Origin of the sequence: Herbiconiux sp. SALV-R1, from assembly GCF_013113715.1 — a bacterium.
GTDB lineage: Bacteria > Actinomycetota > Actinomycetes > Actinomycetales > Microbacteriaceae > Herbiconiux.
On record NZ_CP053344.1, the window covers coordinates 387584 to 412916 of the forward strand.

At 66.3% G+C, this 25333-nt stretch carries 26 protein-coding genes and 1 tRNA gene; 18 read left to right on the forward strand and 9 right to left on the reverse strand.

Going from position 1 to position 25333, the window contains the following annotated elements:
* Positions 1 to 6 precede the first annotated feature (6 nt).
* Together HL652_RS21860 and HL652_RS01990 are read right to left on the reverse strand one after the other, a co-directional pair.
* Positions 7 to 2289 carry a helicase-associated domain-containing protein gene (locus HL652_RS21860; protein ID WP_171703754.1) on the reverse strand — a complete coding sequence of 761 codons (2283 nt, stop codon included), beginning with the start codon at positions 2287 to 2289 and terminating at the stop codon, positions 7 to 9.
* A complete protein-coding gene (locus HL652_RS01990; protein ID WP_171703755.1) occupies positions 2286 to 2552 on the reverse strand; it encodes a hypothetical protein in 267 nt (88 codons plus the stop codon). Before HL652_RS01990 ends, HL652_RS21860 begins: the two co-directional genes overlap by 4 nt.
* Positions 2553 to 2631: 79 nt before the next feature.
* On the opposite strand from HL652_RS01990, the gene HL652_RS01995 reads away from it, so the two are divergent.
* On the forward strand, positions 2632 to 3012 hold the full coding sequence (locus HL652_RS01995) for a cold-shock protein (RefSeq protein WP_171703756.1): 381 nt from the start codon (positions 2632 to 2634) through the stop codon (positions 3010 to 3012).
* A gap of 74 nt (positions 3013 to 3086) precedes the next feature.
* Positions 3087 to 4061, forward strand: coding sequence for a DUF3027 domain-containing protein (locus tag HL652_RS02000; RefSeq protein ID WP_253743586.1), 975 nt, complete (start codon positions 3087 to 3089; stop codon positions 4059 to 4061).
* Positions 4062 to 4307: 246 nt separating this feature from the next.
* Here the strand turns inward: HL652_RS02000 and serC are convergent, their stop codons facing one another.
* Positions 4308 to 5423, reverse strand: a complete 1116-nt coding sequence (gene serC / locus HL652_RS02005) for a phosphoserine transaminase (protein ID WP_171703757.1) — start codon at positions 5421 to 5423, stop codon at positions 4308 to 4310.
* A gap of 121 nt (positions 5424 to 5544) precedes the next feature.
* On the opposite strand from serC, the gene HL652_RS02010 reads away from it, so the two are divergent.
* From HL652_RS02010 to HL652_RS02035, 6 genes are all read left to right on the forward strand, one after another.
* A complete protein-coding gene (locus tag HL652_RS02010) occupies positions 5545 to 6237 on the forward strand; it encodes a metal-dependent transcriptional regulator (RefSeq protein WP_171703758.1) in 693 nt (230 codons plus the stop codon).
* 227 nt (positions 6238 to 6464) lie between these two features.
* Positions 6465 to 7466 carry a C40 family peptidase gene (locus HL652_RS02015; protein ID WP_171703759.1) on the forward strand — a complete coding sequence of 334 codons (1002 nt, stop codon included), beginning with the start codon at positions 6465 to 6467 and terminating at the stop codon, positions 7464 to 7466.
* Positions 7467 to 7836: 370 nt separating this feature from the next.
* Positions 7837 to 8331 (forward strand): HNH endonuclease, encoded by a 495-nt coding sequence (locus tag HL652_RS02020; protein WP_171703760.1) that lies wholly within the window; start codon positions 7837 to 7839, stop codon positions 8329 to 8331.
* 167 nt (positions 8332 to 8498) lie between these two features.
* Entirely contained in the window at positions 8499 to 9113 is a 615-nt protein-coding gene (locus HL652_RS02025; RefSeq protein ID WP_171703761.1) for an excisionase family DNA-binding protein, read from the forward strand.
* A complete protein-coding gene (locus HL652_RS02030; RefSeq protein WP_171703762.1) occupies positions 9110 to 10309 on the forward strand; it encodes a HipA domain-containing protein in 1200 nt (399 codons plus the stop codon). Before HL652_RS02025 ends, HL652_RS02030 begins: the two co-directional genes overlap by 4 nt.
* A gap of 13 nt (positions 10310 to 10322) precedes the next feature.
* Positions 10323 to 10397 (forward strand) — tRNA-Arg (locus tag HL652_RS02035).
* 106 nt (positions 10398 to 10503) lie between these two features.
* Here HL652_RS02035 and HL652_RS02040 read toward each other — a convergent pair.
* The 3 genes from HL652_RS02040 to HL652_RS02050 all read right to left on the reverse strand — a co-directional run bounded on the left by HL652_RS02040 (position 10504) and on the right by HL652_RS02050 (position 13439).
* Positions 10504 to 11424 (reverse strand): nucleotidyl transferase AbiEii/AbiGii toxin family protein, encoded by a 921-nt coding sequence (locus HL652_RS02040; RefSeq protein ID WP_171703763.1) that lies wholly within the window; start codon positions 11422 to 11424, stop codon positions 10504 to 10506.
* Positions 11425 to 11465: 41 nt separating this feature from the next.
* Positions 11466 to 12206 (reverse strand): type IV toxin-antitoxin system AbiEi family antitoxin domain-containing protein, encoded by a 741-nt coding sequence (locus tag HL652_RS02045; RefSeq protein WP_171703764.1) that lies wholly within the window; start codon positions 12204 to 12206, stop codon positions 11466 to 11468.
* Between the two features lie 114 nt (positions 12207 to 12320).
* Complete coding sequence (locus tag HL652_RS02050) at positions 12321 to 13439, reverse strand: site-specific integrase (RefSeq protein ID WP_171703765.1); 1119 nt, start codon at positions 13437 to 13439, stop codon at positions 12321 to 12323.
* 618 nt (positions 13440 to 14057) lie between these two features.
* Between HL652_RS02050 and HL652_RS21605 the strand changes: the two genes are divergently transcribed.
* From HL652_RS21605 to HL652_RS02075, 5 genes are read left to right on the forward strand one after another with little or no spacing between them, the layout of a single operon-like run.
* Positions 14058 to 14891, forward strand: a complete 834-nt coding sequence (locus tag HL652_RS21605) for an SMODS domain-containing nucleotidyltransferase (RefSeq protein WP_253743588.1) — start codon at positions 14058 to 14060, stop codon at positions 14889 to 14891.
* Between the two features lie 7 nt (positions 14892 to 14898).
* The gene (locus HL652_RS02060) at positions 14899 to 15807 is read left to right on the forward strand and encodes an S-4TM family putative pore-forming effector (RefSeq protein WP_171703766.1); all 909 of its coding nucleotides are present in this window, start codon (positions 14899 to 14901) and stop codon (positions 15805 to 15807) included.
* Positions 15804 to 16676: an SMODS domain-containing nucleotidyltransferase gene (locus HL652_RS02065; RefSeq protein WP_171703767.1), complete on the forward strand. Its 873-nt coding sequence runs from the start codon at positions 15804 to 15806 to the stop codon at positions 16674 to 16676. The genes HL652_RS02060 and HL652_RS02065 overlap by 4 nt, the downstream gene beginning before the upstream one ends.
* 36 nt (positions 16677 to 16712) lie before the next feature.
* Positions 16713 to 17714, forward strand: coding sequence for a DUF3644 domain-containing protein (locus HL652_RS02070; RefSeq protein ID WP_171703768.1), 1002 nt, complete (start codon positions 16713 to 16715; stop codon positions 17712 to 17714).
* Positions 17711 to 18526 carry a GIY-YIG nuclease family protein gene (locus HL652_RS02075; RefSeq protein WP_253743590.1) on the forward strand — a complete coding sequence of 272 codons (816 nt, stop codon included), beginning with the start codon at positions 17711 to 17713 and terminating at the stop codon, positions 18524 to 18526. Before HL652_RS02070 ends, HL652_RS02075 begins: the two co-directional genes overlap by 4 nt.
* Positions 18527 to 18859: 333 nt before the next feature.
* Here the strand turns inward: HL652_RS02075 and HL652_RS02080 are convergent, their stop codons facing one another.
* Entirely contained in the window at positions 18860 to 19135 is a 276-nt protein-coding gene (locus tag HL652_RS02080; RefSeq protein WP_171703769.1) for a helix-turn-helix domain-containing protein, read from the reverse strand.
* Between the two features lie 481 nt (positions 19136 to 19616).
* The gene (locus HL652_RS02085; protein WP_216603966.1) at positions 19617 to 20060 is read right to left on the reverse strand and encodes a DUF6069 family protein; all 444 of its coding nucleotides are present in this window, start codon (positions 20058 to 20060) and stop codon (positions 19617 to 19619) included.
* Positions 20061 to 20153: 93 nt separating this feature from the next.
* On the opposite strand from HL652_RS02085, the gene HL652_RS02090 reads away from it, so the two are divergent.
* The 5 genes from HL652_RS02090 (at position 20154) to HL652_RS02110 (ending at position 24486) form a co-directional block, all read left to right on the forward strand.
* Positions 20154 to 20738 (forward strand): TetR/AcrR family transcriptional regulator, encoded by a 585-nt coding sequence (locus tag HL652_RS02090; protein WP_171703770.1) that lies wholly within the window; start codon positions 20154 to 20156, stop codon positions 20736 to 20738.
* 132 nt (positions 20739 to 20870) lie between these two features.
* Positions 20871 to 22235, forward strand: coding sequence for an ABC transporter substrate-binding protein (locus tag HL652_RS02095; RefSeq protein WP_171703771.1), 1365 nt, complete (start codon positions 20871 to 20873; stop codon positions 22233 to 22235).
* Between the two features lie 10 nt (positions 22236 to 22245).
* Positions 22246 to 23238, forward strand: coding sequence for a carbohydrate ABC transporter permease (locus tag HL652_RS02100; protein ID WP_253743592.1), 993 nt, complete (start codon positions 22246 to 22248; stop codon positions 23236 to 23238).
* A complete protein-coding gene (locus HL652_RS02105) occupies positions 23225 to 24145 on the forward strand; it encodes a carbohydrate ABC transporter permease (RefSeq protein WP_253743594.1) in 921 nt (306 codons plus the stop codon). The genes HL652_RS02100 and HL652_RS02105 overlap by 14 nt, the downstream gene beginning before the upstream one ends.
* 32 nt (positions 24146 to 24177) lie before the next feature.
* On the forward strand, positions 24178 to 24486 hold the full coding sequence (locus HL652_RS02110; RefSeq protein WP_171703772.1) for an L-rhamnose mutarotase: 309 nt from the start codon (positions 24178 to 24180) through the stop codon (positions 24484 to 24486).
* 74 nt (positions 24487 to 24560) lie between these two features.
* Here HL652_RS02110 and HL652_RS02115 read toward each other — a convergent pair whose 3' ends face one another.
* Complete coding sequence (locus tag HL652_RS02115) at positions 24561 to 25325, reverse strand: FadR/GntR family transcriptional regulator (protein ID WP_171703773.1); 765 nt, start codon at positions 25323 to 25325, stop codon at positions 24561 to 24563.
* Between the last annotated feature and the right edge of the window lie 8 nt (positions 25326 to 25333).

Below are 25333 nucleotides of genomic sequence, written 5' to 3' on the forward strand. Positions count from 1 at the left end.
AGCAGATCAGTCTACGTCGGGCTCGTCGGAGACGGGCGTGAGGGCCACGATGTTCGCCACGGGCACCGTTCGTTCGACGCCGGCGCGGAGGTCGAGGCAGCGGAGGCGTCCGTTCGCGACGCTCAGGGGAGTGACCTCGACGTCGCGCACGGAGTCGTCGGGGAAGCGCACCTCGATGCGGAGAGGGGTACGGGAGCGGATGGCCTGGTCGATCTGGCGCACCATCCACGCGGTGTCGTCGTCGAGGGCGCTCGCGGGGGCGGCGCGGAGGCGGCGGACGAGGTCGGTGACGGATGCGGGGGGTGAGGCGTGTGTGGGGTGGGTGCTCGCGGTTGCACCGGCGGGGTTGGTCGGAGCGGGGAGGACTTCGACGCGGTGGAGGAGCAGCCGCTCGCCGTGCTCGTCTTCGACGAGGGCCGGGTAGCGGGCGTCGGCGAGGGCCCAGAAGACGGCGGCGGGGGTGGCGCGGCTCGTGAGGTCGCCGTCGGGGGTGCGGCGGAGGGCGAGGGCGGCGAGGGACTGGTCGACGGCGAGGGAGTCGGCGAGGGCGGGGTCGGCGGCGCGGATGAGGGTGCGTGGGGGGAGTGTTTCGGTTGTCGGCGTCGCCGTCGGCGGCGTCGTCGTGGCTGTGGCGGGTTGGGTGCGCGGCTGTGGGGCGGGGAGCACGCGCAGCTGGCCGTGGCGGCGGTCGCCCTGTGTGAGGAGGTAGTCGAGCGACTGGGGGATGCCGGTGAGCGACAGTTCCGCCAGGAACTCCCGGGCGCCGGCGGCGGTCTCGCCCTCGGCGAGCGCACGGTCGATGCTCTGCGCGGTGATGCGGTAGCTCGACGCGACTCCGCGGTTCTCAAGCGGCGCCAGCCGCCGCAGCCGTGCGTCGAGCGCGGGCGCCAGCGGCCCGGGCGCGATCACCGACAGGTCGTGCTGCACGTACACCCGATCGACCTCGGCGGGGAAGAGCGGAGCGATCGCGCTGGCGGGTTCGGCGCTCGTCGACGAGTCGGCTTGCTCGACGGCATTGTCTGCGCGCGTCGGCTCGCTGGGTGCCGTGGTCTCGGCGGGCGGAGCTGCGCGGTGGGCGTCAGCGGCCGCTTTCTCCGCTGCCTCGTTTGCGGCGAGGGCGGCGGCGCCGAAGGCGCTCGACTGCTCGCCCACCACGAGGCCAAGGAATGCGGCGACCGCGTCGACCTCGCCGAGCGCCGCCACCATTGCGTCGTCGGCGGCGGGGTGCAGCTCGCGGAAGGCGCTCGCCGCCGCCCGCGGACCGGGCCAAGCGCGTGCCGCCTCGAGGGTGCGCCGCACCGGCCGGGGGAGTGTCGCCGTCCACGCCGACACGAGCCGCAGCCAGCGCCGCTCGGGCGCGAGCCGATGCCACTCGTCGAGGGCTTCGGTCGACAGCAGGCGATCCCCGTCCTCGCCGAGCAGGCCGGCGGCCTGGGCGAGCTCCACCACGATGGCGACCTCCTCCGGCTCCACAGCCAGCAGCGGCGCCAGCCGCTTCTCCTCCGCCACCGGAACACCCCCGCGCGCCTTCACCCGCAGCGCCGCGAGCCGCGCCTGATGCCCGAGCTCCGACACCGCGACCAGCGCCCCGAACGCACGCTCACCCGCAGCGAGGTCGACGGATGGTGTCGCGCTGCCCCCGCCTCGCGCATCCGTCACCTCTGTCGGCTCACCCTCGGCATCCGCCGCGTGGTGATGACCGCTGGGCCTGGTCGTTCCTGTGCCGCTCCGCGTATCCGTTGCCTCCGTCGGCTCAGCATCGATGTCCGGAGCGTGGGTGTGATCGCCGGGTTCCGCCGCGCCGTCCTTGAAGCCAGGCTGTCCGCCGGGCGTGGTGGCTTCGGCGCCGTGTGCATTCGTAGGGCCTGTTGGCTCTGATGCGGCGTCTCCCACCGCATCCAGGTCATCTGTCGACGTGGTCGACGGGGGAGCCTCCGCCAGCACACGGGCCGCTACATCACGCACGGCGGCGTAGACGTGCACCCGCGCATCCGCTTCTGACGGCGGGCTCACTAGCCCGAGCGCGGTCAGCTCGGCGAGGGGCGGCGACGACGACGCCGGCGTAGCGGAGACCGCGGTACCCGCGCCCCCCGCAGCCAGCCACCCGATCGTCGCCCGGTCGAACGGCCTCAGCGCGAGCGCCACCGAGACCGCGTCGAGCAACGCGTCGGCGAGGTCGAAGAAGTCGCGCGGCGAGGTGCCCGCGACCTCACGGGTCTGCAGGAGGGCGGCGAGGGCGTCGTCGCCCAGGGCGCCGAGGCTGCGGGCGAGCCGGAGCGTATCGCTCATCTACTCCCGCGGGCGTCGCGGAGGCGACGGCGCATGCTGAGCACGAGGAGCACGATCATGAGCACGAGGCCGATGGGCAGGCCGATCCACGGGATGAACGCGAGCATGCCCCAGAACGCGTTGTTCATGCCCTGCCCGCCGGTGGCGAGCCCTGCGATGAGCACGACGACCATGCAGATGAACGACAGCCCGATGACCGACACGATCATGACGGCGAGCGAGCGCTCGACGCGGCCTGGTGTGCTGGCTTCGGGTTCACTCACGACATCAAGGATACGGGCACCGGTAGGCTGGTACGTGGCCGCGAGCGGTATTCGCGCCGATTACCTGAGGAGAAACACGATGCCCACCGGCAAGGTCAAGTTCTACGACGAAGAGAAGGGCTTCGGCTTCATCAGTGCTGATGACGGCTCCGAGGTGTTCCTGCACGCGTCGGCCCTGCCCGCCGGCGCGGTGGTGAAGAGTGGCACGAAGCTCGAGTTCGGCATCGCCGACGGCAAGCGTGGTGCGCAGGCGCTCTCGGTGCGTGTGCTCGAGGCTCCGCCGAGCCTGGTGAAGATGGCGCGCAAGCCCGCCGACGACATGGCGATCATCGTCGAAGACCTCGTGAAGGTGCTCGACTCCATCGGCGGCAACCTCAAGCGCGGCCGCTACCCCGACAATGCCCACAGCCGCAAGATCGCCGCCCTGCTCCGCAAGGTCGCCGACGAGCTGGACGCGTAGTGCCGTCGCACGACCCCGCGTCTGAGTCTGCCTCTGCGTCAGCTTCGGTGGAGGGCGACGGGGTTCAGGATGCTGTGGCTGCGCCGGGTTCGGATGCTGCGGATGCGGTGACCGTGACCGGCATTGAAGCGGATGCTGCGGACGAGTCGTCTTTGAATTCATCCGTTGAGCCTGGTGAAGGTGCTGAACCAGCGTCGAACGACGGTGAGGCTGAAGCGGGTGCCGAGGCTGAGTCGGCCGACGAGGTTGGCGACGATGACGCGGCCGAGGCCGACGCGGCCGAGGTGACCGACGTCGAGGAGATCGTCGTCGAGGTGGAGGTGCTTGATCCGCCGAAGGTCGACGAGGTGCTGCTGGCAGCGGTCGAGCTCGCGCTGGCCGCGCTCTACGAGGTGACCCCTGCCGCGACCGTGGGGGAGATCGTCGGGCACGAGGCCGCCGAAGACCACGTGCTCAGCCTCCACTTCGCGACCAAGCTCGCCGGATACCCCGGCTGGCACTGGACCGTCACCCTCGCTCGCGTCGACGAGCAGTCCGAGCCGACTGTGCTCGAGGTCGAACTGCTCCCCGGGGATGACGCGCTCGTCGCGCCCGACTGGGTCCCGTGGTCGGAGCGCCTCGCCGAGTACCAACTCGCCCAAGAACTCGCCGCCGCCACCGCCCAGTCCGACGACGACGCCGACGGCAGCGACGATGACGAGTCGGATGACGACGACTCCGACGACGATGACGACGAGTCGGATGACGACGACTCCGACGACGACGATGACGAGTCGGATGACGACGACGAGTTCGGCGACGACGACCTCGTGCTCGACCTCGACGACCACGTCCTCGACGACGACGAACTCGCTTCCGCCGAAGCCGCCTCCACCGCCGACGCCGACGACTCGGATGAAGAGGACTCCGACGCCGACGAGGGTGACTCGGACGACGACGATGACTCGGGGGACGAGGATGACGCCGACGACGAGGATGACTCGGAAGACGACGGGTACGAGTCGGATGACGACGACCCGCACGCGGAAGGCTTCGCCGCCGGTCGCTGACGCCGCGGCGGAAGTCGCGCATCGCGCGGTGTTTCCCGCTCCTCACCTCGTCGAGGCCCGCAGACGTCGGCGGTACGGCTCGGGGGTGGAGACGTCCGCGGCATCCGGCGGTCGCCGCGGGAAGCCGCGCCGCTAAAGCGGGTCGCTCCACACCTCCGCGCGACCGAGCCGCCCACGGGCGGGGTACGCGTCAGGGTGGGAGAAGTCGGCGCGAAGCGCGGCATGCCCGCGCAAGCGCGCCCCGGCTCAGCCGAGCTGCTCGACGACGTGCTCGATCGAGGCGATGAGCTGGCGCACGTCGGAGGGCTCGATGGCGACGAAGGTGGCGACGCGCAGCTGGTTGCGGCCGAGCTTGCGGTACGGCTCGGTGTCGACGATGCCGTTTGCGCGCAGCGTCTTCGCCACGGCAGCGGCGTCGATGCTGTCGTCGAAGTCGATGGTGACGACCACCTGCGACCGGTGCGAGGGATCCGCGACGAACGGCTGAGCGTACGACACACCCTCAGCCCACTCGTACAGCGCCGACGACGACTCCGCCGTGCGCGCCGAGGCCCAGGAGAGCCCACCCTGCTCATTGATCCACGAGATCTGGTCATCCAGCATCAGCAGCGTCGCGAGCGCTGGCGTGTTCAGCGTCTGGTTCAGCCGCGAGTTGTCGACGGCGTTCTTCAGGCTCAAGAACTCCGGGATGTACCGCCCTGAAGCCGCCACCCTCTCCACCCGCTCGAGAGCAGCCGGCGAGAACAGCCCGAGCCACAACCCGCCGTCCGACGCGAAGTTCTTCTGCGGCGCGAAGTAGTACACATCCGCCTCAGCAGCGTCGAAGTCGATACCGCCAGCAGCGCTCGTCGCGTCGATGACCGTCAGCGCACCCTCGTCACCGAGCACCCGCGTCACCGGCGCCATCACGCCCGTGCTCGTCTCATTGTGCGGCCAGGCGTACACATCGACGCCCTCCAGCACCTCGATCTCGCCGCGCGTTCCCGCATCCGTCTTCACCACATGCGGAGCCTCGAGCCACGGCGCACCGGCAGCCGCGGCGAACTTCGACCCGAACTCGCCGAACGAGAGGTTCTCGGCACGCTTCTCGATGAGCCCGAAGGATGCAGCATCCCAGAACGCGGTCGACCCGCCGTTGCCGAGAACGACCTCATAGCCCTCCCGCAGCGAGAACAGCTGAGACAGCCCCGAGCGCACCGACCCGACGAGGTTCTTCACCGGCGCCTGCCGGTGGCTCGTGCCGAGGAGCGAGGCTCCGCGGGTGACGAGGTCTTCGAGCTGGGCGCCGCGCACCTTGGACGGCCCGCAGCCGAAACGGCCGTCGACGGGCAGGAGGGCGCTGGGGATGGTGATGTCGGGCATGCCCCCCATCGTATCGACGCGGCGAGACACCGCGAGCCCGTCTTCACGCCGAGCGCCCGGGTGTCACGCCGAAACAACTAGGCTGGTTTAGGTACGCCTCACCGGCTTAGGAGTATGCGCAGTGACTGATCTGATCGACACCACCGAGATGTATCTTCGAACGATCCTCGAGCTCGAGGAGGAGAACATCACGCCGCTGCGCGCGCGCATCTCGGAGCGGCTCGGCCACTCGGGCCCCACGGTGTCGCAGACGGTGGGTCGCATGGAGCGTGACGGCCTCGTCGTCGTCTCGGTCGACCGCCACCTCGAACTCACCGAGGTGGGCCGCAAGAAGGCGATCGCCGTCATGCGCAAGCACCGTCTAGCCGAGCGCCTGCTCTCCGACGTCATCGGCCTCGAGTGGGAGCTCGTGCACGATGAAGCATGCCGCTGGGAGCATGTGATGAGCGAGCAGGTGGAGCGCCGCATCCTCGACATGCTCGACCACCCCACCGAGTCGCCCTACGGCAACCCCATCCCGGGTCTCGACGCCTTCGGTGACGCGGCCTCGATCCCCTTCACGCGCGGCGTCGTCAACATCGTTACCCTGGTGCACGGCGCCGTCGGCCCGCAGACGAAGACCATCCGCCGCCTCGGTGAGCCCGCGCAGGTCGACCCCGAGCTGCTGCTGCAGCTGAAGGATGCTGGGGTCGTTCCCGGCAACACGGCCGCCTTCACGTCCGTCGGCTCCTACGTTCTAGTCGAGGTCGAAGGTTACGACGAGGGCCTCGAACTGCCGAACGAGGTCGCGAGCCACATATTCGTTGGGGTCTAGCCGCCTCACCGTCATTCGAGCGTTACGGAATTGTTAAAAACACCGCGCTCAGAAGTGACAAACGGGTATGCCTCCCGTATCCTCGAACGAGTCCGCAGGAACCCTGAAGCCTTCGGATGCGGGCCAAGACACCTCCTTCCCGTCTCTTGGTCATTGACGACGCACACAACTCGGTACGGACGGGAGACGGCTGCACCCGGCTGTCAGAGGTGCCGGAGGACTAGATCTTGGCCCCACTTGGTGAGTCGCTCGGTTCCGAGCACAACCCCGAAAGCTCATCCGCAGCATCCGACACCCCCGCGCAGCCCCTGAGCCGCCGCGAGCGTCGTGAGCTCGAAGCCCGCACCGGCCTGGTGCCCTCGGTTCCGCAGGCGCCCGCCGCCGCGAAGGAGTTGGCGACCGTGCCACGCGAGGCCGTCGAGGCCCCGAGCGCGTCGTCTGCGACGTCGACCGCCGTCGAGGTGCGACCCGAGGCCGGCGTTCCCGCCCGCCGCCTCCCCGCCGTGCGCCTCCCGCGCGTCAAGCGCCCCACGAAGCGCGGAGCGCTGAGCGCCGTCGTCATGACCGCCGCGGCAGCTCTCGTCGCCACCATGGCCCTTCCCGCCTACGCCTTCGGCGGTGGCGGCAACTTCGACAACGGCGTGGCCGCCGACGTGTCGCTCGCCGGCGAGCAGACCCTCGTGGTTCCCGACGCGTCTGCCGCGCTGGCCGTGAGCCGCGACAACTACAAGGCCCCCACCACCGAAGAGCTCGCCGCATCGCGCGCCGCTGCTGCAGCCGCCGTGGCCGCGACCGAGGCCGCCGCGCGTGCCGCGGCCGCCGCCGAGGCGAAGGAGAGCGCGAGCTCGTCGGGTGGCGGTGCCTTCACCGTGAACCCGCCGTCGGGCCCCTATAGCGGTGCCGCGATCGTGGAGTTCGCCGAGCAGTTCGTGGGCAAGGTTCCCTACGGCAGCGGCGCGAGCCCCGACACCAGCTTCGGCTGCGACGGTCTCACCCAGTACGTGTTCGGTCAGTTCGGCATCTACCTGCCGCGCACCGTGAGCAACCAGGCGGCGATGGGCATCCCCATCTCCCCGGCGGATGCGCAGGCCGGCGACCTCATCATCTGGCCCATCGGTCACGTCGGCATCTACGACGGTGCGGGTGGCTCGATCGACTCGCCCGACTGGGGTCGTTTCGTGGAGCACCGGCCGCTGTGGGGCAGCTACTACTTCGTGCGGATCGTCTGAGCCGGCCACAGCATCCGCTGGTCACGCGTGTAAACAGTGCGTGACGGACTCATGAATCGGCGTGCCACCTCTTCGTGGCACGCCGATTCTGTCGTAACCTGAGGCCCTGGTCGTTTTTCGAGATCTGGAGAGCCTGATGAACGGGAACAGGAGCACCCGCACCACGGGAAGCCTCCTGCTCATCGTGCGCAGGCACACGAGTGGGCTGAGTCAGAGCCAGATACCTGGGTCTGTGAGCAAGGCGCTGTCATCATGACGGCGCCTTTTTTGTTGCCTCCGCGTCTCCTGGGCTGTGCCTGAGTGGTGCATCCGTCGGCGAGCGATTCATCGAACACCTGGAAGCCGTCCAGGTGTGTTCGAAAGGGAGAGCATGCGAACACTGGTCCTCAACGCAGGGTATGAGCCCCTCGGCGTCGTCTCGTTCAAGCGGGCACTCGTGCTGGTGCTGAACGGGAAGGCGCGCATTCTCGCGCACGACGACGAGCATCCGGTCTTCGGCACCTCGGGTGCCTACGAGCGGCCGGCGGTGATTCTGCTGACGCGCTACGTGCGGGTTCCGATGAACCGCATGATGCCGGTGTCGAGGCGCGGAGTGCTGCGGCGCGACGGGCAGCGCTGCGGGTACTGCGGGGCGTCGGCCACCACGATTGACCACGTGCAGCCGCGCTCGCGCGGTGGGAAGGACACGTGGGAGAACCTCGTGGCGTGCTGCCTGCGGTGCAACAACGTGAAGGGCGATCGTACGCCGGCGGAGATGGGGTGGTCGCTGCGCTTCGCGCCGCGGATGCCGCATCAGGCGGGGTGGACGATCAAGGGGGCGGAGAAGGCGGAGCCGCAGTGGGAGGAGTTCTTGGCGGCGGCGTGAGGGGCTGGCACGGCGCGGCGTGGGCCGAGCTGGGCCGAATCGCCGGACTCTGCGGGCGATCCGCACGAACGACGGAACGTCACGCCGTCGACTGTGGCGTTCTCCGTCGATCCGAACTGAATGGTGCGCAGGCTGGCTCTGCGCATCGGTCTCGGTATAGTTGTGACATGAACGTGACCGAGGCTGCTGCGCAGCTCGGTGTGTCTCCGCGGCGCGTACGGGCTTTGATCGCCGACGGGCGCATCCGGGCGCATCGGGTCGGTGTCGGCTGGGAGATCGAGGGGCTCGCGCCGAGCAAGGAGCGTCGTGCGCTCTCGGTGCGATCCTGGCTGATGCTCGGCAGAGCCGTGCGGTCGCGCGCCCTGGTCGGACTCAGCGGCCACGATCGGATGCGCACGGCGGAGCGGATCCGCCGGCTTCGGGAGAGCGACAGGCCGTCGCGCCTTCTCGCGGACTGGCGTCCGGCGGATGCCCCGGCCGAGCTCTACCTGGACAGCCTTACGGCTAGGGCTAACCGGGCGGACGACGACTACATTCGAGCGGCGCTGCAGCGGGGGCCGGAATACTTGCGGAGCAGGGTCGACCTGGCTGAGGTAGTCGCTTCCGAACGAGCCATCCGGGGTGAGAGCCGTGAGGAACTGGCCGAGAGGGCTAGTGTCTCGGCTCGGCTTGTGAAGAGCATCGAGTCATCGCAGCCACTCACCTCTCCCGGTGAGGTTCGGCGAGTTCTGCGGGCGCTGGACATCGAGCCGACCGCCTTGCCCGACATGGTCCTGTCGTGAGTGGGCGGCTGGAGGCGTGGCTGGAAGGGCATCACGCCGGACAATTTGTTTTCGGTGACGGGCCGCCGCGCTTCGAGTACGACGCGGAGGCTCCGGCGACGCCTCTCTCGCTGTCACTACCTCGGGACGGCCGGGCCACGAAGCTTGCCCCGGCGAACTTTCTCGAAAACCTGCTCCCCGAGAACGAACGAACCCGTCAGCGGATGGCATCCGCCTATTCGGCGCGGAGCGCGAGTGCCTTCGACCTGCTCTCTGCTGCCGGTGGCGACGTGGCGGGAGGTCTCGTTCTCCTGCCGGAGGGCGGGAGCCCCTCGGTGGGTGCCGCGGAACTCAGTCCTGCCCTTCACCGCGATATCGCGGAGCGTGCAGCCGCGATCAAGCGGGACTCGAGCGAAACGGTGCCGCGCAGTGGTTCGGCGCGTTTCTCGTTGGCTGGGGCCCAGGGCAAGTTTGCGCTCGCCTGGGTCGAGCGTGACTGGTACTGGCCCAACGCCTCGGTTCCGTCGACGCACATCGTCAAGCCCGGGAGCCCGGAGCATCGGAACATTGAGGCTGCGGAGGCGGCGACGATCGAGCTCGCAGCGCTGGCGGGCGTCCGTGCTCCACAAGCGGAGGTGCTGCGGTTCGGCGATCAGACGTCGTACGTGATCGAACGATTCGACCGCGAAGCGGGCACCGGCGCGCTCTCACGACGTCTGCACGCCGAAGACATCGCTCAGAGCCTCGGCCTGCCGCCCGATCGAAAGTACGAGGTGTCCGTCGCCCAGGTGATGGCCCGGCTGAAGCCGGTCGATCACAACGGCACCCTCCGACGGAGCTTTCTCGCGCAGCTGGCGTTCACCGTTCTCGTCGGCGACTCGGATGCCCATGCAAAGAATTACTCCCTCTTGCTGCGGCCGAGCGGCATCGTGTTGTCGCCGATGTATGACGTGCTGCCGATGTTTCTTTACCCCGACGTCGACCAGAAGCTGGCGATGCCGATCGGCGGAGCGCGTTTCGCGCGGGAGGTGACGTCTCGTCATTGGGCTTCGCTGGCCCGAACGGTCGGCATGGACCCGGATGAGGTGGTCGGCGTGGTTCGCCGGGTCGCCGAGCGTGTGGCCGAGCACAACGACGAGGTGTGGAGCGGTGTCGATGCCGACCAGGCTGCCGAGGCCAGGGTCTACGTCGCGCGCAACATCGAGCGAGCGCTCTAGACTGGACGGGTCAGCCTCTGTAGCTCAATGGAAGAGCAGTTCCGTCCTAAGGAAAGGGTTGGGGGTTCGAGTCCCTCCAGGGGCACCATTTTGCAAGGCCTCAGATCCCTGTAATCACGCGGATCTGGGGCCTTTCACTTTCTCTCGAAGACGGCGTTTGCCCACACTTTGCCCACACTCGGTGGCCTGCGGTCTTAGTCGGACCAGGTGCGCTCCTCACGAACCCACGTGCCCGACGTCCGCTCGCCGGAAAGAATGGGGTCCAGGCACGTCCGTGTCTCGTCCAGTGAGGCGTCTAGTTCGTAGAGCTTGCTCGGGTACTCAGCAAACGTTCGTGCTTGGCGCGGAAACGCGATCCGCCACTCTTCGGCAGGTGCCTCCATGCGGCTCGGTAGTGTGATCCTCCGCTGACCCGCTTCGCGCTTGAGCACTTTCCGGAGGCGAGAGGCATCGATGGGGCCGGCGTCCAGCATTCGGATGATGTCGGCGAGGTCGCGGTAGCGGGTGGAGGGTGAGTCGCCGTCTCGCCCGTGCCGCTCGTACATCGCGCACACCTTGTCGGCCAGGTGGTTCTCGAGCGGTGTCGTCGGCACCGACGGCAGGTGGGAGAGAGTGTCGTGCTCGACTACCGCTCGGAGGGGCACCTGATCGATGGGAGCGTCGAGGTGACGCCTCTCGGTGAGGTCAACGGTGAACGTGTCGAAGACCTGGGCACCGAGAAGTGCCTGCACCCTCGCCTTCGCTGTCTTCGCGCCGTAGTCGTATGGGTCCGGCCCGGAGTACGGCGCGACTGAAACCACCACGAAAGTGAACGGATCCCGGTATGCGCCGGAATCGGCGAGTGACTGTAGCTCGGCGCGCACGTCGTCGGTCGAAGTCCACTCGCTCTCGCGGGCAAGGTCGATGTCTTGCGTGAAGCGTCCACCGCCGGTGCGGATGAGCAGTGCGTTCCCGCCGAGAAGGATCCAGGGTGGCTGCGGCTCCGGAGAGAACAACCTGCTCAGGAAGACCGTGAAGATGTACTGCTTGCGGATGACATCCGCGGTCACACCGCGCCGGCGCGCCTCGTTGTTCAGCTTGGCCTGAAGCGATCGGGCGAGGCTCGCCAGCTGCATCGTTGTTAGCGCCATGTTTTCCTTGCCGGTGTTGAAGTGCCTTATGAAGCGAGGCGCTCCTCGAGGAATGACAGGAGCGTCTTCGCGCCATCGGGCTCTGCGAGAAGCTTCAGGGCCTGCTTCCGAAATCGGGGTGAGTGTGTGACGGCCGTGCGAACTGCGCTGCTGAGCGCAGCTGCCACGTATCCGGGTGCGACCTCTGCGAGAAGCGCTCGCCCGGAGTCGAAACCGTAGCGTGTGGCATAGGGGGAGAGCGCCTGCGCGAGCTCTTCGACGTCGACATCCAGATTCTCGACCGCGGCGGACAGAACTCCGGTGAGGTGGTCGGAATCCAGCAACGACGCAGCGAGGTCGGCGGCTGTGCGCACCACTGTGGTTACCGGAAGCCCGTCGACCACGGTCACATCGTCGTCGCTCAACTCGGCGCGGTGGAATCGGAGGTCCGGCAGCGTGCTCTGGCGGCGCACCGGTGCAGTGAACTCGTGGGCCGCGGGAACGAGGTCACCAAGACCATGTACGACGGCCGCCGAGGCGCCGGAAACGACAACGTCGCCGTTCGCCGAGGCTGCCAGCCACGCCGCACGCAGGTCTTGTAGTCGGTCAGCGCCCGCCGAGGGCAGCGCATAAACGCCGTGGCGGACACGGAGAAGCTTCCCGGAGTCGCTAAGACGGGTCAGGTCTACGCCCGACAGGCCCGATTCGCGAGCCTGAGCGGTCGTCACGAGACCGCGCTGCGTCGAACCGAGCAGTTCGAGAACTTCCAAAGCATCAACAGCACGCATAGTTTCACCTCTTCATTCGTGCTTCTAATATTACATTCAAATGTTATTTTGTAAGTGGAGAAAAGGCGAACGATTCGCCACGGCGGTAGAGATATCGAGTCCCGCGGCACTCGCTTACGCCAGGTTGCTCGCCCAGGCTTTGCCGACGCTCGCCTCGCGTGCTGCGTCCTGCATCTTGGCGGCCACCATCTCGAGGTCGTCGTCGAACAGATCGCCGTAGGTGTCGAGGGTCATGGCGGCCGAGGCGTGGCCGAGCATCCGTTGCACCGCTTTTACGTTCGCGCCGCTGCTGATCGCGAGCGACGCGGCCGTGTGACGAAGGTCGTGCGGAGTGAGGCTGGGGAAGTCGGGGTTGGCCTGCTGCGCGCGGCGGACGGCGTTCACGAACCATCCGTCGACGGAGTCTGGTGACTTCATGTGGAAGGTGCCGCCACCGAACACGAGTTGCGTGGGCCCCTTGTCGGCGCACTGTTCGGCGAGTCCGGCGCTGAGCAGTTCCGGGTAGGGCACGGACCGGCGCTCGTGCCCATTGGTCGTGCCGAGGTGGATAACGGCACCAACCTTCACGGCGTTCTCCTCGACGTTCAGCCGGCGTCGGAGGAAGTTGATGTGCCGCACGCGCAGCGCGGTAGCCTCTCCCCATCGGATGCCGGTGTAGGCGAGGCAGAGCGCGAGCGTCGGATGCGCAGACGGGCCGGCGAGAGTGTGTACCTGGTCGTGACTGAGGTAGACACGATTCAGCTTTCCGGTCTTGCGGGGCAGCTTCACTCCGCGCGCTGGGTTGCGAGGGAGTCGACGGTCGGTCACGGCCATGTCGAGGATGCCGGCGAGGACGCCGTGCGCCCGGATCACCACGGAGGGCGATCGACGACCTGCCAGCTCGCTCACCCAGACCTGCACCTCTGAGGGAACGATGGTGGAGATTTCGCGGTGCCCCCATCGCTCTGCCACGTGCACGCCCCAGGCGACCTCAAGCGGCTTTGACGATGAGGGCTTGAGCACCAACTTCGAGCGCAGCCATAGCGGAGCGAGGTCCCCGACCGAGACGCGAGCCAGAGCGGGATCGATGTAGTCACCGGCGGCCTTCGACACCGTCACCGAAGCCAGGAACAGCTCGGCCTCGCGCTTGGTCTTGAAACCCCGCTTGTCCGTCTGGGTGTGAACTGGCTTCCGATACCGCACGCGGTATCGCTTGCCTTGCGAGGTGCTGTACGGGGTCACGCTGCCTGCCATCTCTAGCCACCTCAACCTTCTCCGCTACCAACGTCGCCAAGCGCTATCGTCTCCGTGGTTCGACGCCCTATCCCTCTGGTCAATTCTGTATTGGACGAGAGACATCTGTCTGGTGCCTGTAGGGGTCATGTTTCTGGCCCCCTGTAGGGCATGGAAGCAGCTTGCGTTCGCGACTCCGGATCGGACTTTCGCGTTTGGCTCCATGCTCGTGGGTATTCCATTGCCTATTCCTCGGGCGGGAATAGGTAATGGAACGGTGTGTCCCTCTTCTCGCCTGCGTCAACGCCACCCCCGCGCAGAGCGCGCTTCCCAACCTCCCCCAAACTTCGTCGCAATTTGACGGAGGTTGGGAAGTGAAGGGGTGGCGGTGGCGCAGGCGAGAACAGGGGCAAACACAGTGGAGCAATGAACAAAATAGAGAATCCTGACGATAGTGTCGGAGCACTATAGTTTCGCTCGGGGGAGCCAATCTGGTTGGCGATGTTTAGGGGGTTGTCGTGGCAGATGAAGAGTGGGAATCCGTCTCGCTGTTTGACGAACCTAGAACCGAGCACTACGCGACGGACAAGTACGGCCTTCCTGTAGGTAGGGCGACCATCGACGCTGGACCGAGCGCGAATGGCTAGTTCAACCGCGACCGCCTGGCTCGCTGACCTGACGTCGTTGTTCACGCCCACGTTGTCTCAGTTTGACGGAGCCAAGGCACACAGGGCGTCCATCGAGGCGCGTCTCGACTACGTGCTCGGGGTATACCGGATGTTCGAGATCGGTTCGCTCCGGCACGGCACTGGGGTCTGGCGCTATAGCGACGCTGACTACCTAGTTTTGCTCAAAGGGATCCAGCCGGCTTCGCCGCTAACCATGCTCACCAAGGTGAAGGACGCGTTGCAGGCGCGCTTCAAATCGACGACCATCACCATCCGACAACCTGCGGTGGTCTGCCACTTCTCTGACGGGGTCGTCGAAATCGTTCCTGGATACGTTGCCTCGGGCGGCGGTTACATGATCGCCGACCCGACGGGCGGCTGGATGAAGAGCTTTCCGGAAGATCACAACAGGTACGTCAACGAGATCAACGCGAAGCACAGCGGCGGTGGGGCGAAGAAACTTGCGCGACACCTCAAGATCTGGAAGTACCAGCGGAACGTACCTGTGTCGTCCTGCTATCTCGAGATGCGGGCGGCGAAGTTCCTGAGCGAAGAGGCGGCTTACGTTCCGATCATCGATCTGCACTATGCGCTCAAGCATCTCCAGAACATTGAACTCGCGTCAATGAACGACCCCACCGGACTCGGTTCTCGCTTTGGGTCGTGCTCGTCGGAGTCTACGAAGTCGGACGCTCTGTCCAAGCTTGATACGGCCGTCCAGCGTTCAGAGCGCGCGCTCGACCGCCACCTCGCGAACGACCACGACAAAGCGATCGAGCAGTTGAAGCTGCTCTTCAACCGGTGAAATGTGAATGACAGGCCAGGACTACACGCCGCCAACGAGCGCCTCGATCGCCACCCGGCAGAACGATGACGAAGCGCTGCGCCTCTTGCTCGCGCAACGCCGCCTCTACACGCGCGCGAAACGATGGCAAGGCGCGCGGTGGCTCGGCTTAGTCATCCTCGGAGTTGCTGCACCGTTCATCTCGATTCTCATCCCGGCCTCTGCGGTCGCAGCCGGCGCGATCACCGGCATCTGGCTGTTTGTGGGACGCACGTTCCTCACTGCCGCCGAAGTTCGGACGATGACGAAAGCGGCGGCCATCCAAGAAGAGCTGGATCTCTACATCTTCCAGATGCCGGAAACGATCGAGCGCGCTTCGCGGCCGACCATCGAAGACATCGAGCTACTTGTGCGCGACAAGGAGGAGCTACGCGCGGCTGCACGACGGGAGCGACTTGTCGATTGGTACGACGTCGATCCGAGCCACCCTGGCGCGGAGACCATCGCAATTGCGCAGCGTGCCAATGCTTCGTACACCGATCGACTCATCCGCACCGCTGTTACCGTCTGGGCGATCGTCACCGTGGTGTGGCTCGCCATGTTGCTCACCTGGAGCGCGCTCAGTGGTCTTGCCTTCGGTTTGATCCTCCTCGGCGTCCTCCTCCCTGTTCTGCCGGCCGCACTAGATGTCGCCGACTATCTGCGCAGCACTTGGCGCGCAGCCCAAGACCGCGCTGATCTTGCTCGCACTATCGAATCGCGACTTCAGGACAATAAGCCGATCATTGGGCAGGAACTCATCTCATGGCAGACCCAGCTCTACGACCTGAGGCGCACGACTCCACAGCTTCCCGACTGGCTATACAAGATCACGCGCAAGCGCAACGAGGCCGCGATGCACGCCGCTTCCAAACGACTCCGGAGGAGAGAGCGATGACGGTTACCACTGCACAGGCGTTCGCTAAGTTCCTCGAAGGCATCACCGCGACTGACTATCAAGAGACGAGTTTTGTACCTGCGCGCAAGAACTCCGTCGATAGGGACATGACAGCGGCATTCCCATCGACATCTGACATTCCCTACTCCAAAGGCATCCTGATGGGTTCGGCATCGAAGAACACGATCATTCGACCGCTCGACGACATCGACGTACTAGCGGTGTTCTCGAACGAGAAGCGTGCCTGGCAGGACAAGTACTGGAACGACTCGCAAGCGTTCATCTACCGAATCCGCCAGGCATACGCAGGCACGAAGATTCAGCAAGTCGGCACACGCGGCCAAGCGATCCGTGTGTTCTACAAGACAGGCGGACACGTTGATGTCGCGCCGGTCTTCTTCCGGGGCAACGATGTCTACCATCTGCCTGACGGGTCGGGTGGATGGATCCTGACTGCTCCGACCATCGCGAACACATGGTACGGCGACAAAAACAAGGCATTGAACTACCACCTGAGCGCGGTGGTGAGACTGGCGAAGGCCTGGAACCGTGCGCACTCGAAGCGGTTTCGTTCGTTCCACCTCGAGACTGTCGCTGCCTCTACGTTCAGCTCTCTGGGGGGTAACTACAGAGAAGCGCTCCAGAAGTTCTTCGAGTGGGCACCGAACAGGTTGTACGTGAACGATCCGGGCGGATACAGCGGAGACCTGAGTTCGTACCTCACGTCGACCGGCCGGCACAACCTGGTCGAAGGCCTCAATGCGGCCGCGGACCGAGCGCGGAAAGCCAACGAGGCGGAGGCTCGCGGCGACCACGCCGAGGCGAAGCGGCTATGGCGAATCGTCCTCGGAACGAGTTTCCCGAGCTAGTCAATGGTTCACAGTCCGGCCCCGAGGAGTCCTTCGATGAGCGCACCATACGTCTCGATCAAGCGACTGGTTGATAACTCGCTCGCCGCGATGCTCGCGGCCGTCGAGGTGTATAACAAGCCGCAGATGACCTATCGCGACGAAGTCACTGTCATGCTCATTGTCAACGCGTGGGAATTGGCTCTGAAGGCCACCCTGCGGCAGAAGAATCGATCGATCTTCTATCCGAAGAAGCGCGGCGAACGCTATCGGTCAATCGCGATCGACGACGCGCTTGGTCGTGTCACCGCCAGCAAGCTGTGGCCGGCGGACATCGATGGCCCTGCCGTCATGGCGAACGTCAAAGCACTAACCCAGTACCGAGATCGGGCGATCCATCTCTACAACGCGCAAGGTCTCGGTGCGGTAATCTACCCGTTCCTGCAGCAGAACATCCTGAACTACCGGGACTTGATGGTCGCCAAGTTCAAGAAGGACCTTGCCGCTTCAATGACGTGGCAGCTGCTGCCGCTCGGTGCGACGGCGCCAGCTGATGCTGTGCAGTTCATGAAGGTCGACAAGAACGCCACGATGGTTGCCGAAGTCGAGGACTTTATTACCGAGCTTCGTCACCTAATGGACGACGCCCATGCGGCAGGCGGCGACATGAGACGTGTGGCCACGGTCTACGACATCCACATGCAGTCGCAGAAGAAGATGAGCAGCGCGGATCTCGTGGTTGCAGTCTCGCCTACCGCTGACGGCCAGATTGCGATCCGCAAGACCGACCCCAACCAGACGCATCCGTTCAGTGCGACCAAGTTGCTCGAGAAGGTCAACGAGAAGCGCACCGGGCGCAAGCTGACGAGTCGTGATCACCAGGCGCTGTGCTGGCAGGATCAGCTCCGCGAGAATCCGAAGTACGCCTGGAAGCACACCATCGGTGCTTCGCATTCGTGGTCCGGGGAGACTGTCTCGTACATGGCCTCGCTGACCGACGAGCAGTACGACGGTGCCCGAAAGGGCTACAGCGCGAGCCTTCGCGGAACCACGAAGTGACCGGTCTGACGCTCGAACCGATCCTGCGCCATTCGGGGATCGACCTCGCCGATGCGCTTGTGATTCGTCACGCCTACGTCGAAGAGCACGAAGACAGCGGCCTCCGGGGCATTCATGCGGATTCGACCGACGCTGAGATCCTTGCGTACACCAACAACCAGTCTGCGAGCAGCCGGAACTTCCCTGCTACGCCGCCGCGCTTCTGGGTGGTGTTCGTACGAGAAGGCGGCGATCGGGCACGTCTGTGGTCTGTGATGGAGAACCTGGGCGAGGTGTCCAACGACGGTGTGCGCCGCGTATTTGAGCTCGTCGAGTCCGCGAGGATGTCCGATTTGCGGCGACGTTTGGTAATCGGCTGGCGGCTCCCGCGTCGCTGGTGGATGTACGGCGCTGCAGCGGCGAGTTATCCGGTGATAGAGATCGCCGATGCCGAGCCAGTTCCCTTCCCGGGTTTCGATCGTCTCGTTCTCGACTACTCGCGTCTTCAAGCAGTGATGCGCGAACACCGTTACGCATCGTGGCGGACCGCGCTTTCGTCCGTCGTTGGCATCTACCTCGTCACCGATACCCGCGATGGCCGTCACTACGTCGGCAAAGCGGACGGCGCCGAGAGCGTGAGGCAGCGATGGAGTGTTTACGCAACGAACGGTCACGGCGGGAACGTCGAACTGCGCGGGCTGGATCCGGCTACCTTCCGCTACTCGCTCCTGCGAGTCTTCGACCCTTCGACCCCGGCGCGAGAGATTGATGCTGCCGAGAGTCACTTCAAGGTCGCTCTCGACTCAAGACAGCACGGTCTCAATCGCAACTGAAGGTTGAGGACATCAACGACCGAGCCAAGCGCGGAGGGCAACGCCCTCCATTGGGCAAGACCCGAAGAGTGAGCGGGGAAGGTGCACAAGAAGGTGGGGTTCTCGGACCCGTCCCGTGCCCACATCTTGCCCACAATTGGTCTCAAAACAGCATGATTCAGGCTCATCGACGTGATCTAAGAACTGCGGAATCACGCGGAAGTTGCGAGTTGGTAAGGGCGTCGCGGACCCGCCTAGCGAGTTCGAGTCCCCCCAGGGGGCGATGAATCGTGCGGTCTGCCGCCACAGCGAGGTGGCGAACTTAGTTCCGACCAGATGCCCCAGAAGATGGGGTCAGGCCCGCAGGTCGGGCCAGTCGTGGGGGAGGAGCTCGTCGAGGGTGACGCCGAGGACCTGAGCGAGGGCCATGATGTTGCGGAGGGAGGGGTTGGCGGGGGTGCCGGGCATGGATTCGCCGCGTTCGAACTTTTGGTAGGTGTAGCGGCTGAGGCCGGCGGCGTAGGCGACTGCTTCCTGGCTCAGGCCTCGGGCGTGGCGGTGGCGTTCGAGTGAGTGGCCGAGTTCTCGGGCGAAGTCGGGCCATGATCCGTTCGGAGTGCGGCGGGGCATTCGATCAGCTTTGCCGCGATGGCATCTAGGAATGGCCTCGTGTATATGGCATGATGGTGCGACCGGTCGGCGCTGCGAGGGCATCCCAGCGCGTTTTTGGCGGAGGAAGGTGGGACGATGCTTGAGGTGGAGGTGCGGCGCCGTCATGTGCGTCGATGTCGACGGTGCGATCTTCGAGTCGCGAGCGTCGAGATGGTGGCTGGGTGGAACGCGTGCTCTGAGGACTGCGCCGAGGAGCTTTCGAGGCGCTTGCGCGACGCGGAGGGCTTCTATGCGGTGTGGCTCGCGGTGCAGTTCCGCCGACGGTAGCCTGCGAGGCGATATCGGTAGGGGTTAGCGGGTCGGTCGGGAATGCGCGCGGGCGTCGGCCCGCGCGATCGTGGTGGCTCCGCGGATAGGAGGGGGATCGCATCGGAGCAAAGCGGGAGCCCGGTGCTGGCGCGCGGGCATGCACCTTCGCCGCCGAGGCGCGAGCGCAGCGTCAGGGCGTGGGAGTGGGCTGCAGGCGAGTGGCGAGGATGTATGCGGGGACGGCGCAGGTGACGACGATCAGGTGCATGCACATCAGGGACACCACGGCGGCGAGGTTCGTGCCCGGGATGACGGGGGCTGCCAGGAGCAGGAGATCGGGGATGAGGGTGAGCGCCGTGACGACGGGCACGAGGAGGCGGAGCACGCGACGGGGGTGGCGCGCGCGGGTCGTGACGAGGCGCCAGCCGATCCAGCCGACCGCGACGCCGATTACGGTGAAGAGGGCCTGCGCCGGGAGGGAGAGCGGGCCGTAGCCTGCGGGGGCGCCGAGGGTGACGCCCACCCAGGCGATGGTGGCGTTCAGGGCCACCGCTACGAGCGCGGCTGCAGCGAGCAGTAGCACTGTGCCCACGACGGGGTGGAGTCGGGAATGCGTGTCTGCGGTCGTCATCATGTTTCCCATCAAGCCGGTGGCTGTAATTACGGGTCTAGATAGAACCGTTATACAGATACGGTACCGCTGAGAACCGTTAAGTACAATGGCCCCATGTCGACGGATGCGCTCACCGGCCCCGGGCGCCCCCGCGACCCCGAGGTGGAGCGCAGCATCCTCACCGCCACCCAAGACCTGCTCATCGAGCGCGGCTACGGCGGCACCACCATCGCGGCCGTGGCCGCGCGAGCTCGTTGCGGGAAGTCGGCGATCTACCGCCGGTGGGACACCAAGGCCGCCCTGGTGGTGGCGGCGGTCGCCGCGACCCAGCAGAAGCGCGAGGTGCCCGACACCGGAAACCTCCGCGACGACCTCCTCGCCGCCGCCTCGCACTTCGCCGACTCGGGCGACCGGGCCGCGCTCGTGCTGTCGCGCATCCTGAGCGAGATCGGGCGCGACCCCGAGCTGTACCAGGCGGCGCGGGAGAGCATCGGCGGCCCGCCGGTCGCCGTGCTCGTCGCTGTCATCGAGCGCTGGACCGAGCGGGGGGTGGTGCCGAGCGGCATCCCGGTCGAGCTCATCGCCGGGATCGTGCCAACGGCGGCGTTCGGGAGCGTGACGCTGCGCCAGCGCGCGCTGGAGTTGCAGAGCATCCGCGAGCTCGTCGACTTCGTGCTCCTCCCTGCCCTGGCCCGATAAGCGGCCAAGAACGCGAGAAACCAGACGAGCAAGACGCCGTCGTTGCGATTACATGAGATGTATGATGTACTAGCACTCGCCGTCAGAACGACGGCCCTGTCGTCAAGGACGCCGACCAGAAAAGGACGCGCAATGGCATCACAGCATCGACGCTCTCGTCTCGCACTCCGCACCATCGCTCTCGCCGCCGGCATGGCCGCGGTCGCCGCGCTCAGCGCCTGCTCCAGCGGCTCGGGCGGCGGAGGCGGCTCCGACTACGGCTTCAACGCCGTCGAGCAAGACGCGAACGCCCCCCTCACCGTGTGGGTCGACTCCTCGCGCGAGCCGATCGCCAAGGCGTTCCAGGCAGCGAACCCCGACCTCACCGTGAACATCGAGACCTACGACGGCTCGGCCGGCGGCAGCGACTCGTTCAAGACCAAGGTCGCCCTCTTCGACCAGTCGGGTTCGGGATGGCCCGACGTCGTGTTCTCGACGCAGCAGAACGACACCTCGTGGGCGAGCAAGTCGAACAACGGCGCCGAGCCGTTCGCCGCCGTGCTCAACCAGGGGCTCCTCTCCGACGACTTCCTCGACGGCTTCACCGACGGCGCACTCACCCCGATGACCGTCGACGACAAGGTCTACGGCGTGCGCAACGACCTCGCCCCCGTCGTCTACTGGTACAACGACACCCTCATGAAGGAGTTCGGCTACGAGGTGCCGACGACCTGGGAAGAGTACGTGGCGCTCAGCGACAAGGTCGCTGCCGAGCATCCGGGATACATCCTCGGCTCGGTGGGCGACTCGTTCCAGGGCCCTTACATCTACTACTGGGGTGCCGAGGCCCCCGTCTTCCAGACCGAGGGCGACACCTTCACCAGCGACTTCTCCGACCCCAACTCCGAGAAGGTCACCGAGATGCTCGACCACATGATCGAGAACGGCACGCTCGTGAACGACTCCGTCTTCGGGGCCGACTTCGTGACGAAGTACAGCGACAAGGTGCTCGGGATGCCCGGCCCGGCCTGGTACGCCGGCGCCCTCTTCCAGAACCCCGACAGCCTGAACTCCCCGGCCGGCACCATCGGCGCAGCGGCCCCGCTGAGCTGGGAGGGTGAAGACAAGGTCACCGGCAACGTGGGTGGCGGCGTCTGGTACGGCTCGAGCCACTCCGCGAACCTCGAGGGCGTGGCGAAGTTCCTCGAGTTCGTCACGAGCTCCGACGACGCCGTGAAGCTCACCTCCGGTCTCCCCGCCTACCAGTCGGCTGCCGACACCTGGCTCACCGACCAGGCGAGCTCGGGCTTCTTCGTCGGCGACTTCAAGTCGGCCATCTCGACCGCGGCGTCGAGCGTGTGGGACGGCTGGGGCTTCCCCTCCTTCAGCCCCGAGACCGCGTACGCTTCGGTGGTCATCCCCGGCATCGCGGCCGGCAAGACCATGGCCGACCTGGCGCCCGACCTGCAGAAGGAATACCTCAACCAGGCCCAGGTGCAGGGCTACACCGTCAAGTAGATCCGATCCTGTGGATGCTGCGGCATCCACCGCGACGAAGGACACTCTCATCACTACAACCGTCACCGCTCCCGCCGCCGCCGCGGCCTCCTCGGAGGCCCGGCGGGGGCGGGAGCCCTCGTCTTCCCGCCGCCGCCGGCTGGATCGCTCGCAGAGCCGCATCGGCACGGTGTTCGTCTCCGGCTACGTGCTGCTCCTGCTCGCCTTCGGCGTGTTCCCCACCCTCTACGCCGTCTTCCTGTCGTTCACCAAAGACGGGTCGTTCGCCGGGCTCGACAACTTCATCAAGGTCTTCAACGACTACCGGTTCCTCCCGGCCGTGGCGCACGTCGCCATCTACCTCGTCTTCTACCTCGCCTCACTGCTCATCTTCGTCGTGCTGCTCGCGCTCCTCGTGCACGGCCTCGGCCGCCGGTGGCTGTCGTCGAGCTACCGCTTCGTCTATTACATTCCCGGGGCGCTCGCCGGAGCATCCAGCGTCATGCTGTGGCTGTTCCTCCTCGACCCGAGCGTCAGCCCGGTCGCCTTCCTCCTCCGGGCCCTCGGCTTCGACACCTTCGTGCAGACCGTGTCGATCGACAACCTGCCGATCATCTTCACCGTCATCGCCTTCTGGACGGGTGCCGGCGGCTGGATCGTCATCATGTACGGCGCCCTCAACAACATCTCCGGCGACGTGCTCGAGGCCGCCCGCATCGACGGTGCCGGGCCCGTGAAGACCGCCCTCCACATCCAGATCCCCCTCATGCGCAAGTGGATCTCGTACATGGCGATCATGTCGCTCGCCGCCGGAACCCAGCTCTTCGTCGAGCCCCGCGTGCTGTCGCAGGCCTCGAAGGGCGTCGTGCCGCCCGACTACTCCATCAACCAGCTCGCCTACCTGTTCGCCTTCCGGCAGGGCGACTTCAACGGATCCGCCGCGATCTCGCTCCTGCTGCTCCTCGTCGCCGGCGCCCTGTCGGCCGTGTTCGTCTTCCGAGGGGGACTCTTTGAACGCGATTGATCTCGCCACCGCCACCCGCCGACGCACCCGGGTAGCCGTGTCTCCCGCGCAGTGGATCACGAGGGTGCTGGTCACCGTCGTGCTGCTGTTCTTCGTCGTCTTCTTCGCCGTCCCCATCCTGTGGCTCCTCCTGGCGCCCACGAAGACGGCGGGTCAGCTACTTCTGGATGCGCCGTTCAGCTTCGGCGGCTTCGACACCCTGGCCTCGAACTGGAACGAGCTGATGCAGTTCCAAGACGGCATCGTCTGGGTCTGGATCGGCAACTCGGTGCTCTACACCGGCGCGGCACTGGTGGTGACGCTGCTGGTCACCATCCCGGCGGGCTACGCCCTGGCCCTCACCGACTTCAAGCTGCGCAAGACACTGCTGGTCGTCACGCTGATCGTGATGCTCATTCCGAGCACCGCGCTCGTGCTGCCGATCTTCCTCGAGATGTCGGCGCTGAAGCTCGTCGGCAACCCGCTCGCCGTCATCCTCCCGTTCTCGTTTTTCCCGTTCGGGGTGTACCTCACCTACATCTACTTCTCGACGAGCGTGTCGAAAGACCTGCTCGACGCCGCCCGCATGGACGGCGCGGGGGAGTGGCGCGTGTTCGCCCGGATCGCGATGCCACTCGCGACACCCGTGATCGCCCTGGTCGGCTTCTTCAACCTGGTCGGCAACTGGAACAACTACTTCCTGCCGTTCGTCATGGCGCCCGGCCGCAAGTCGCCCATTCAGGTCGGTCTCGCCGAGCTGCTGTCAAACGTGCCGCTGTTCAACCCCACGAGCTCGGCCTCGGTGACGATCACGCTCCCCGTGCTGGCTCTGGCGACCGTGGTCTCGGTGGCTCCCGTGCTCGTGATCTTCCTGTTCTCGCAGCGATTCCTGGTGACCGGCATGACCGCGGGCGGGACGAAGGAATGACGGATGCACACGCTCCCGTCAGGCGGTTCGGGATGGCCGCGCGGCTTGCGCCCGAGAAGAGGGCTGAGTACCTGGCGCTGCACGCGAACGTGTGGCCGCAGGTGGAGGCGACGATCACCGAGTGCGGCATCCGGAACTTCACGATCTTCGTGCTGGATGACGTGATTCTCGGGTATTACGAGTACGTCGGAGACGACTACGAGGCCGATCAGGCACGGATGGCGGAAGACCCCGAGACGCAGAAGTGGTGGTCGTACACGGCGCCGTGCCAGCTGCCGTTCCGCGAGGGGTCAGGCGCGCCGAACTGGGAGCAGTTCGCCGAGGTGTGGCACCAGGACTGACGCGCGGCCGCGGCTGACGCGCGGCCGGGCACTCTGGGCTGGCGACTCGAGCCGCCAGCTTCGCCCGCGACCCCTCAGGGGTTGCGGGCAGTCGGCTGACGGCGGCGCAGCCAGGCGTCCATGATGTGCGCCCGCATCGCCGCCTCGGCCCCCGCCGCATCGCCGGCCTCGATCGCCTCCAGCACCTTGCGGTGCTCGTCGAGGGTCTTGGCGAAGGCGTCGCGCGACGGGTTCGCCGTGAACCGGGCGGATTCGCGCGCACGCGAGAACAGCGAACGCGTGATGCTCTCGGCGAGGGGGATGCGCGACTGCTGCATCACCACGACGTGGAAGAGCATGTCAGCGTCGTTGTACTCGACCTCGTGGTCGATGGTCTCCTCCATGCGCTCGAAGGCGCTGCGCAGCTCGTCGAGCTCGTCATCGGAGCGGCGTGCGGCCGTTGCCGCCGCCATCGCCCCCTCGAGCGAGCTCCTCACAATGGCGAGATCGTCGAGCACGCCGAGCGAGGCGTCGTTCTCGAGCATGACCTGCAGCACCACCGGGTCGAGCACGTTCCACGACTCGCGCGTGCGAACCGTCGTTCCGCTGCCCTGGACGACGGCGACCAGGCCCTTCTCCTCGATCCGTTTGACGGACTCGCGCACGACGGTGCGGCTCACGCCGAAGTGGGAACTGAGCTCCGTCTCGATCGGCAGCATCGTTCCCTCGGCGATCTCGCCGGTGACGATCGCGGTGACCAGGTCGTGCACGACGGCGACGCCCAGTCGCGAGACCGGCGTGCGTGCGGCGGCACGATCGAAGACCCGCGACGAGCTGCCGGTCGCCCGAAGATCATTCATCTCAACAT

Coding starts and splice junctions, on each gene's coding strand:
- serC (WP_171703757.1), bottom strand. CDS start 5,423: ATGCCCGACATCACCATCCCCAGCGCCCTCCTGCCCGTCGACGGCCGT.
- HL652_RS02080 (WP_171703769.1), bottom strand. CDS start 19,135: ATGCCCCGCCGCACTCCGAACGGATCATGGCCCGACTTCGCCCGAGAA.
- HL652_RS02050 (WP_171703765.1), bottom strand. CDS start 13,439: ATGGCAGGCAGCGTGACCCCGTACAGCACCTCGCAAGGCAAGCGATAC.
- HL652_RS02110 (WP_171703772.1), top strand. CDS start 24,178: ATGGCCGCGCGGCTTGCGCCCGAGAAGAGGGCTGAGTACCTGGCGCTG.
- HL652_RS02060 (WP_171703766.1), top strand. CDS start 14,899: ATGACAGGCCAGGACTACACGCCGCCAACGAGCGCCTCGATCGCCACC.
- HL652_RS02045 (WP_171703764.1), bottom strand. CDS start 12,206: ATGCGTGCTGTTGATGCTTTGGAAGTTCTCGAACTGCTCGGTTCGACG.
- HL652_RS02020 (WP_171703760.1), top strand. CDS start 7,837: ATGCGAACACTGGTCCTCAACGCAGGGTATGAGCCCCTCGGCGTCGTC.
- HL652_RS02070 (WP_171703768.1), top strand. CDS start 16,713: ATGAGCGCACCATACGTCTCGATCAAGCGACTGGTTGATAACTCGCTC.
- HL652_RS21860 (WP_171703754.1), bottom strand. CDS start 2,289: ATGAGCGATACGCTCCGGCTCGCCCGCAGCCTCGGCGCCCTGGGCGAC.
- HL652_RS02040 (WP_171703763.1), bottom strand. CDS start 11,424: ATGCAGCTGGCGAGCCTCGCCCGATCGCTTCAGGCCAAGCTGAACAAC.
- HL652_RS02095 (WP_171703771.1), top strand. CDS start 20,871: ATGGCATCACAGCATCGACGCTCTCGTCTCGCACTCCGCACCATCGCT.
- HL652_RS02065 (WP_171703767.1), top strand. CDS start 15,804: ATGACGGTTACCACTGCACAGGCGTTCGCTAAGTTCCTCGAAGGCATC.
- HL652_RS21605 (WP_253743588.1), top strand. CDS start 14,058: ATGGCTAGTTCAACCGCGACCGCCTGGCTCGCTGACCTGACGTCGTTG.
- HL652_RS02025 (WP_171703761.1), top strand. CDS start 8,499: ATGAACGTGACCGAGGCTGCTGCGCAGCTCGGTGTGTCTCCGCGGCGC.
- HL652_RS02085 (WP_216603966.1), bottom strand. CDS start 20,060: ATGATGACGACCGCAGACACGCATTCCCGACTCCACCCCGTCGTGGGC.
- HL652_RS01995 (WP_171703756.1), top strand. CDS start 2,632: ATGCCCACCGGCAAGGTCAAGTTCTACGACGAAGAGAAGGGCTTCGGC.
- HL652_RS02115 (WP_171703773.1), bottom strand. CDS start 25,325: ATGAATGATCTTCGGGCGACCGGCAGCTCGTCGCGGGTCTTCGATCGT.
- HL652_RS02090 (WP_171703770.1), top strand. CDS start 20,154: ATGTCGACGGATGCGCTCACCGGCCCCGGGCGCCCCCGCGACCCCGAG.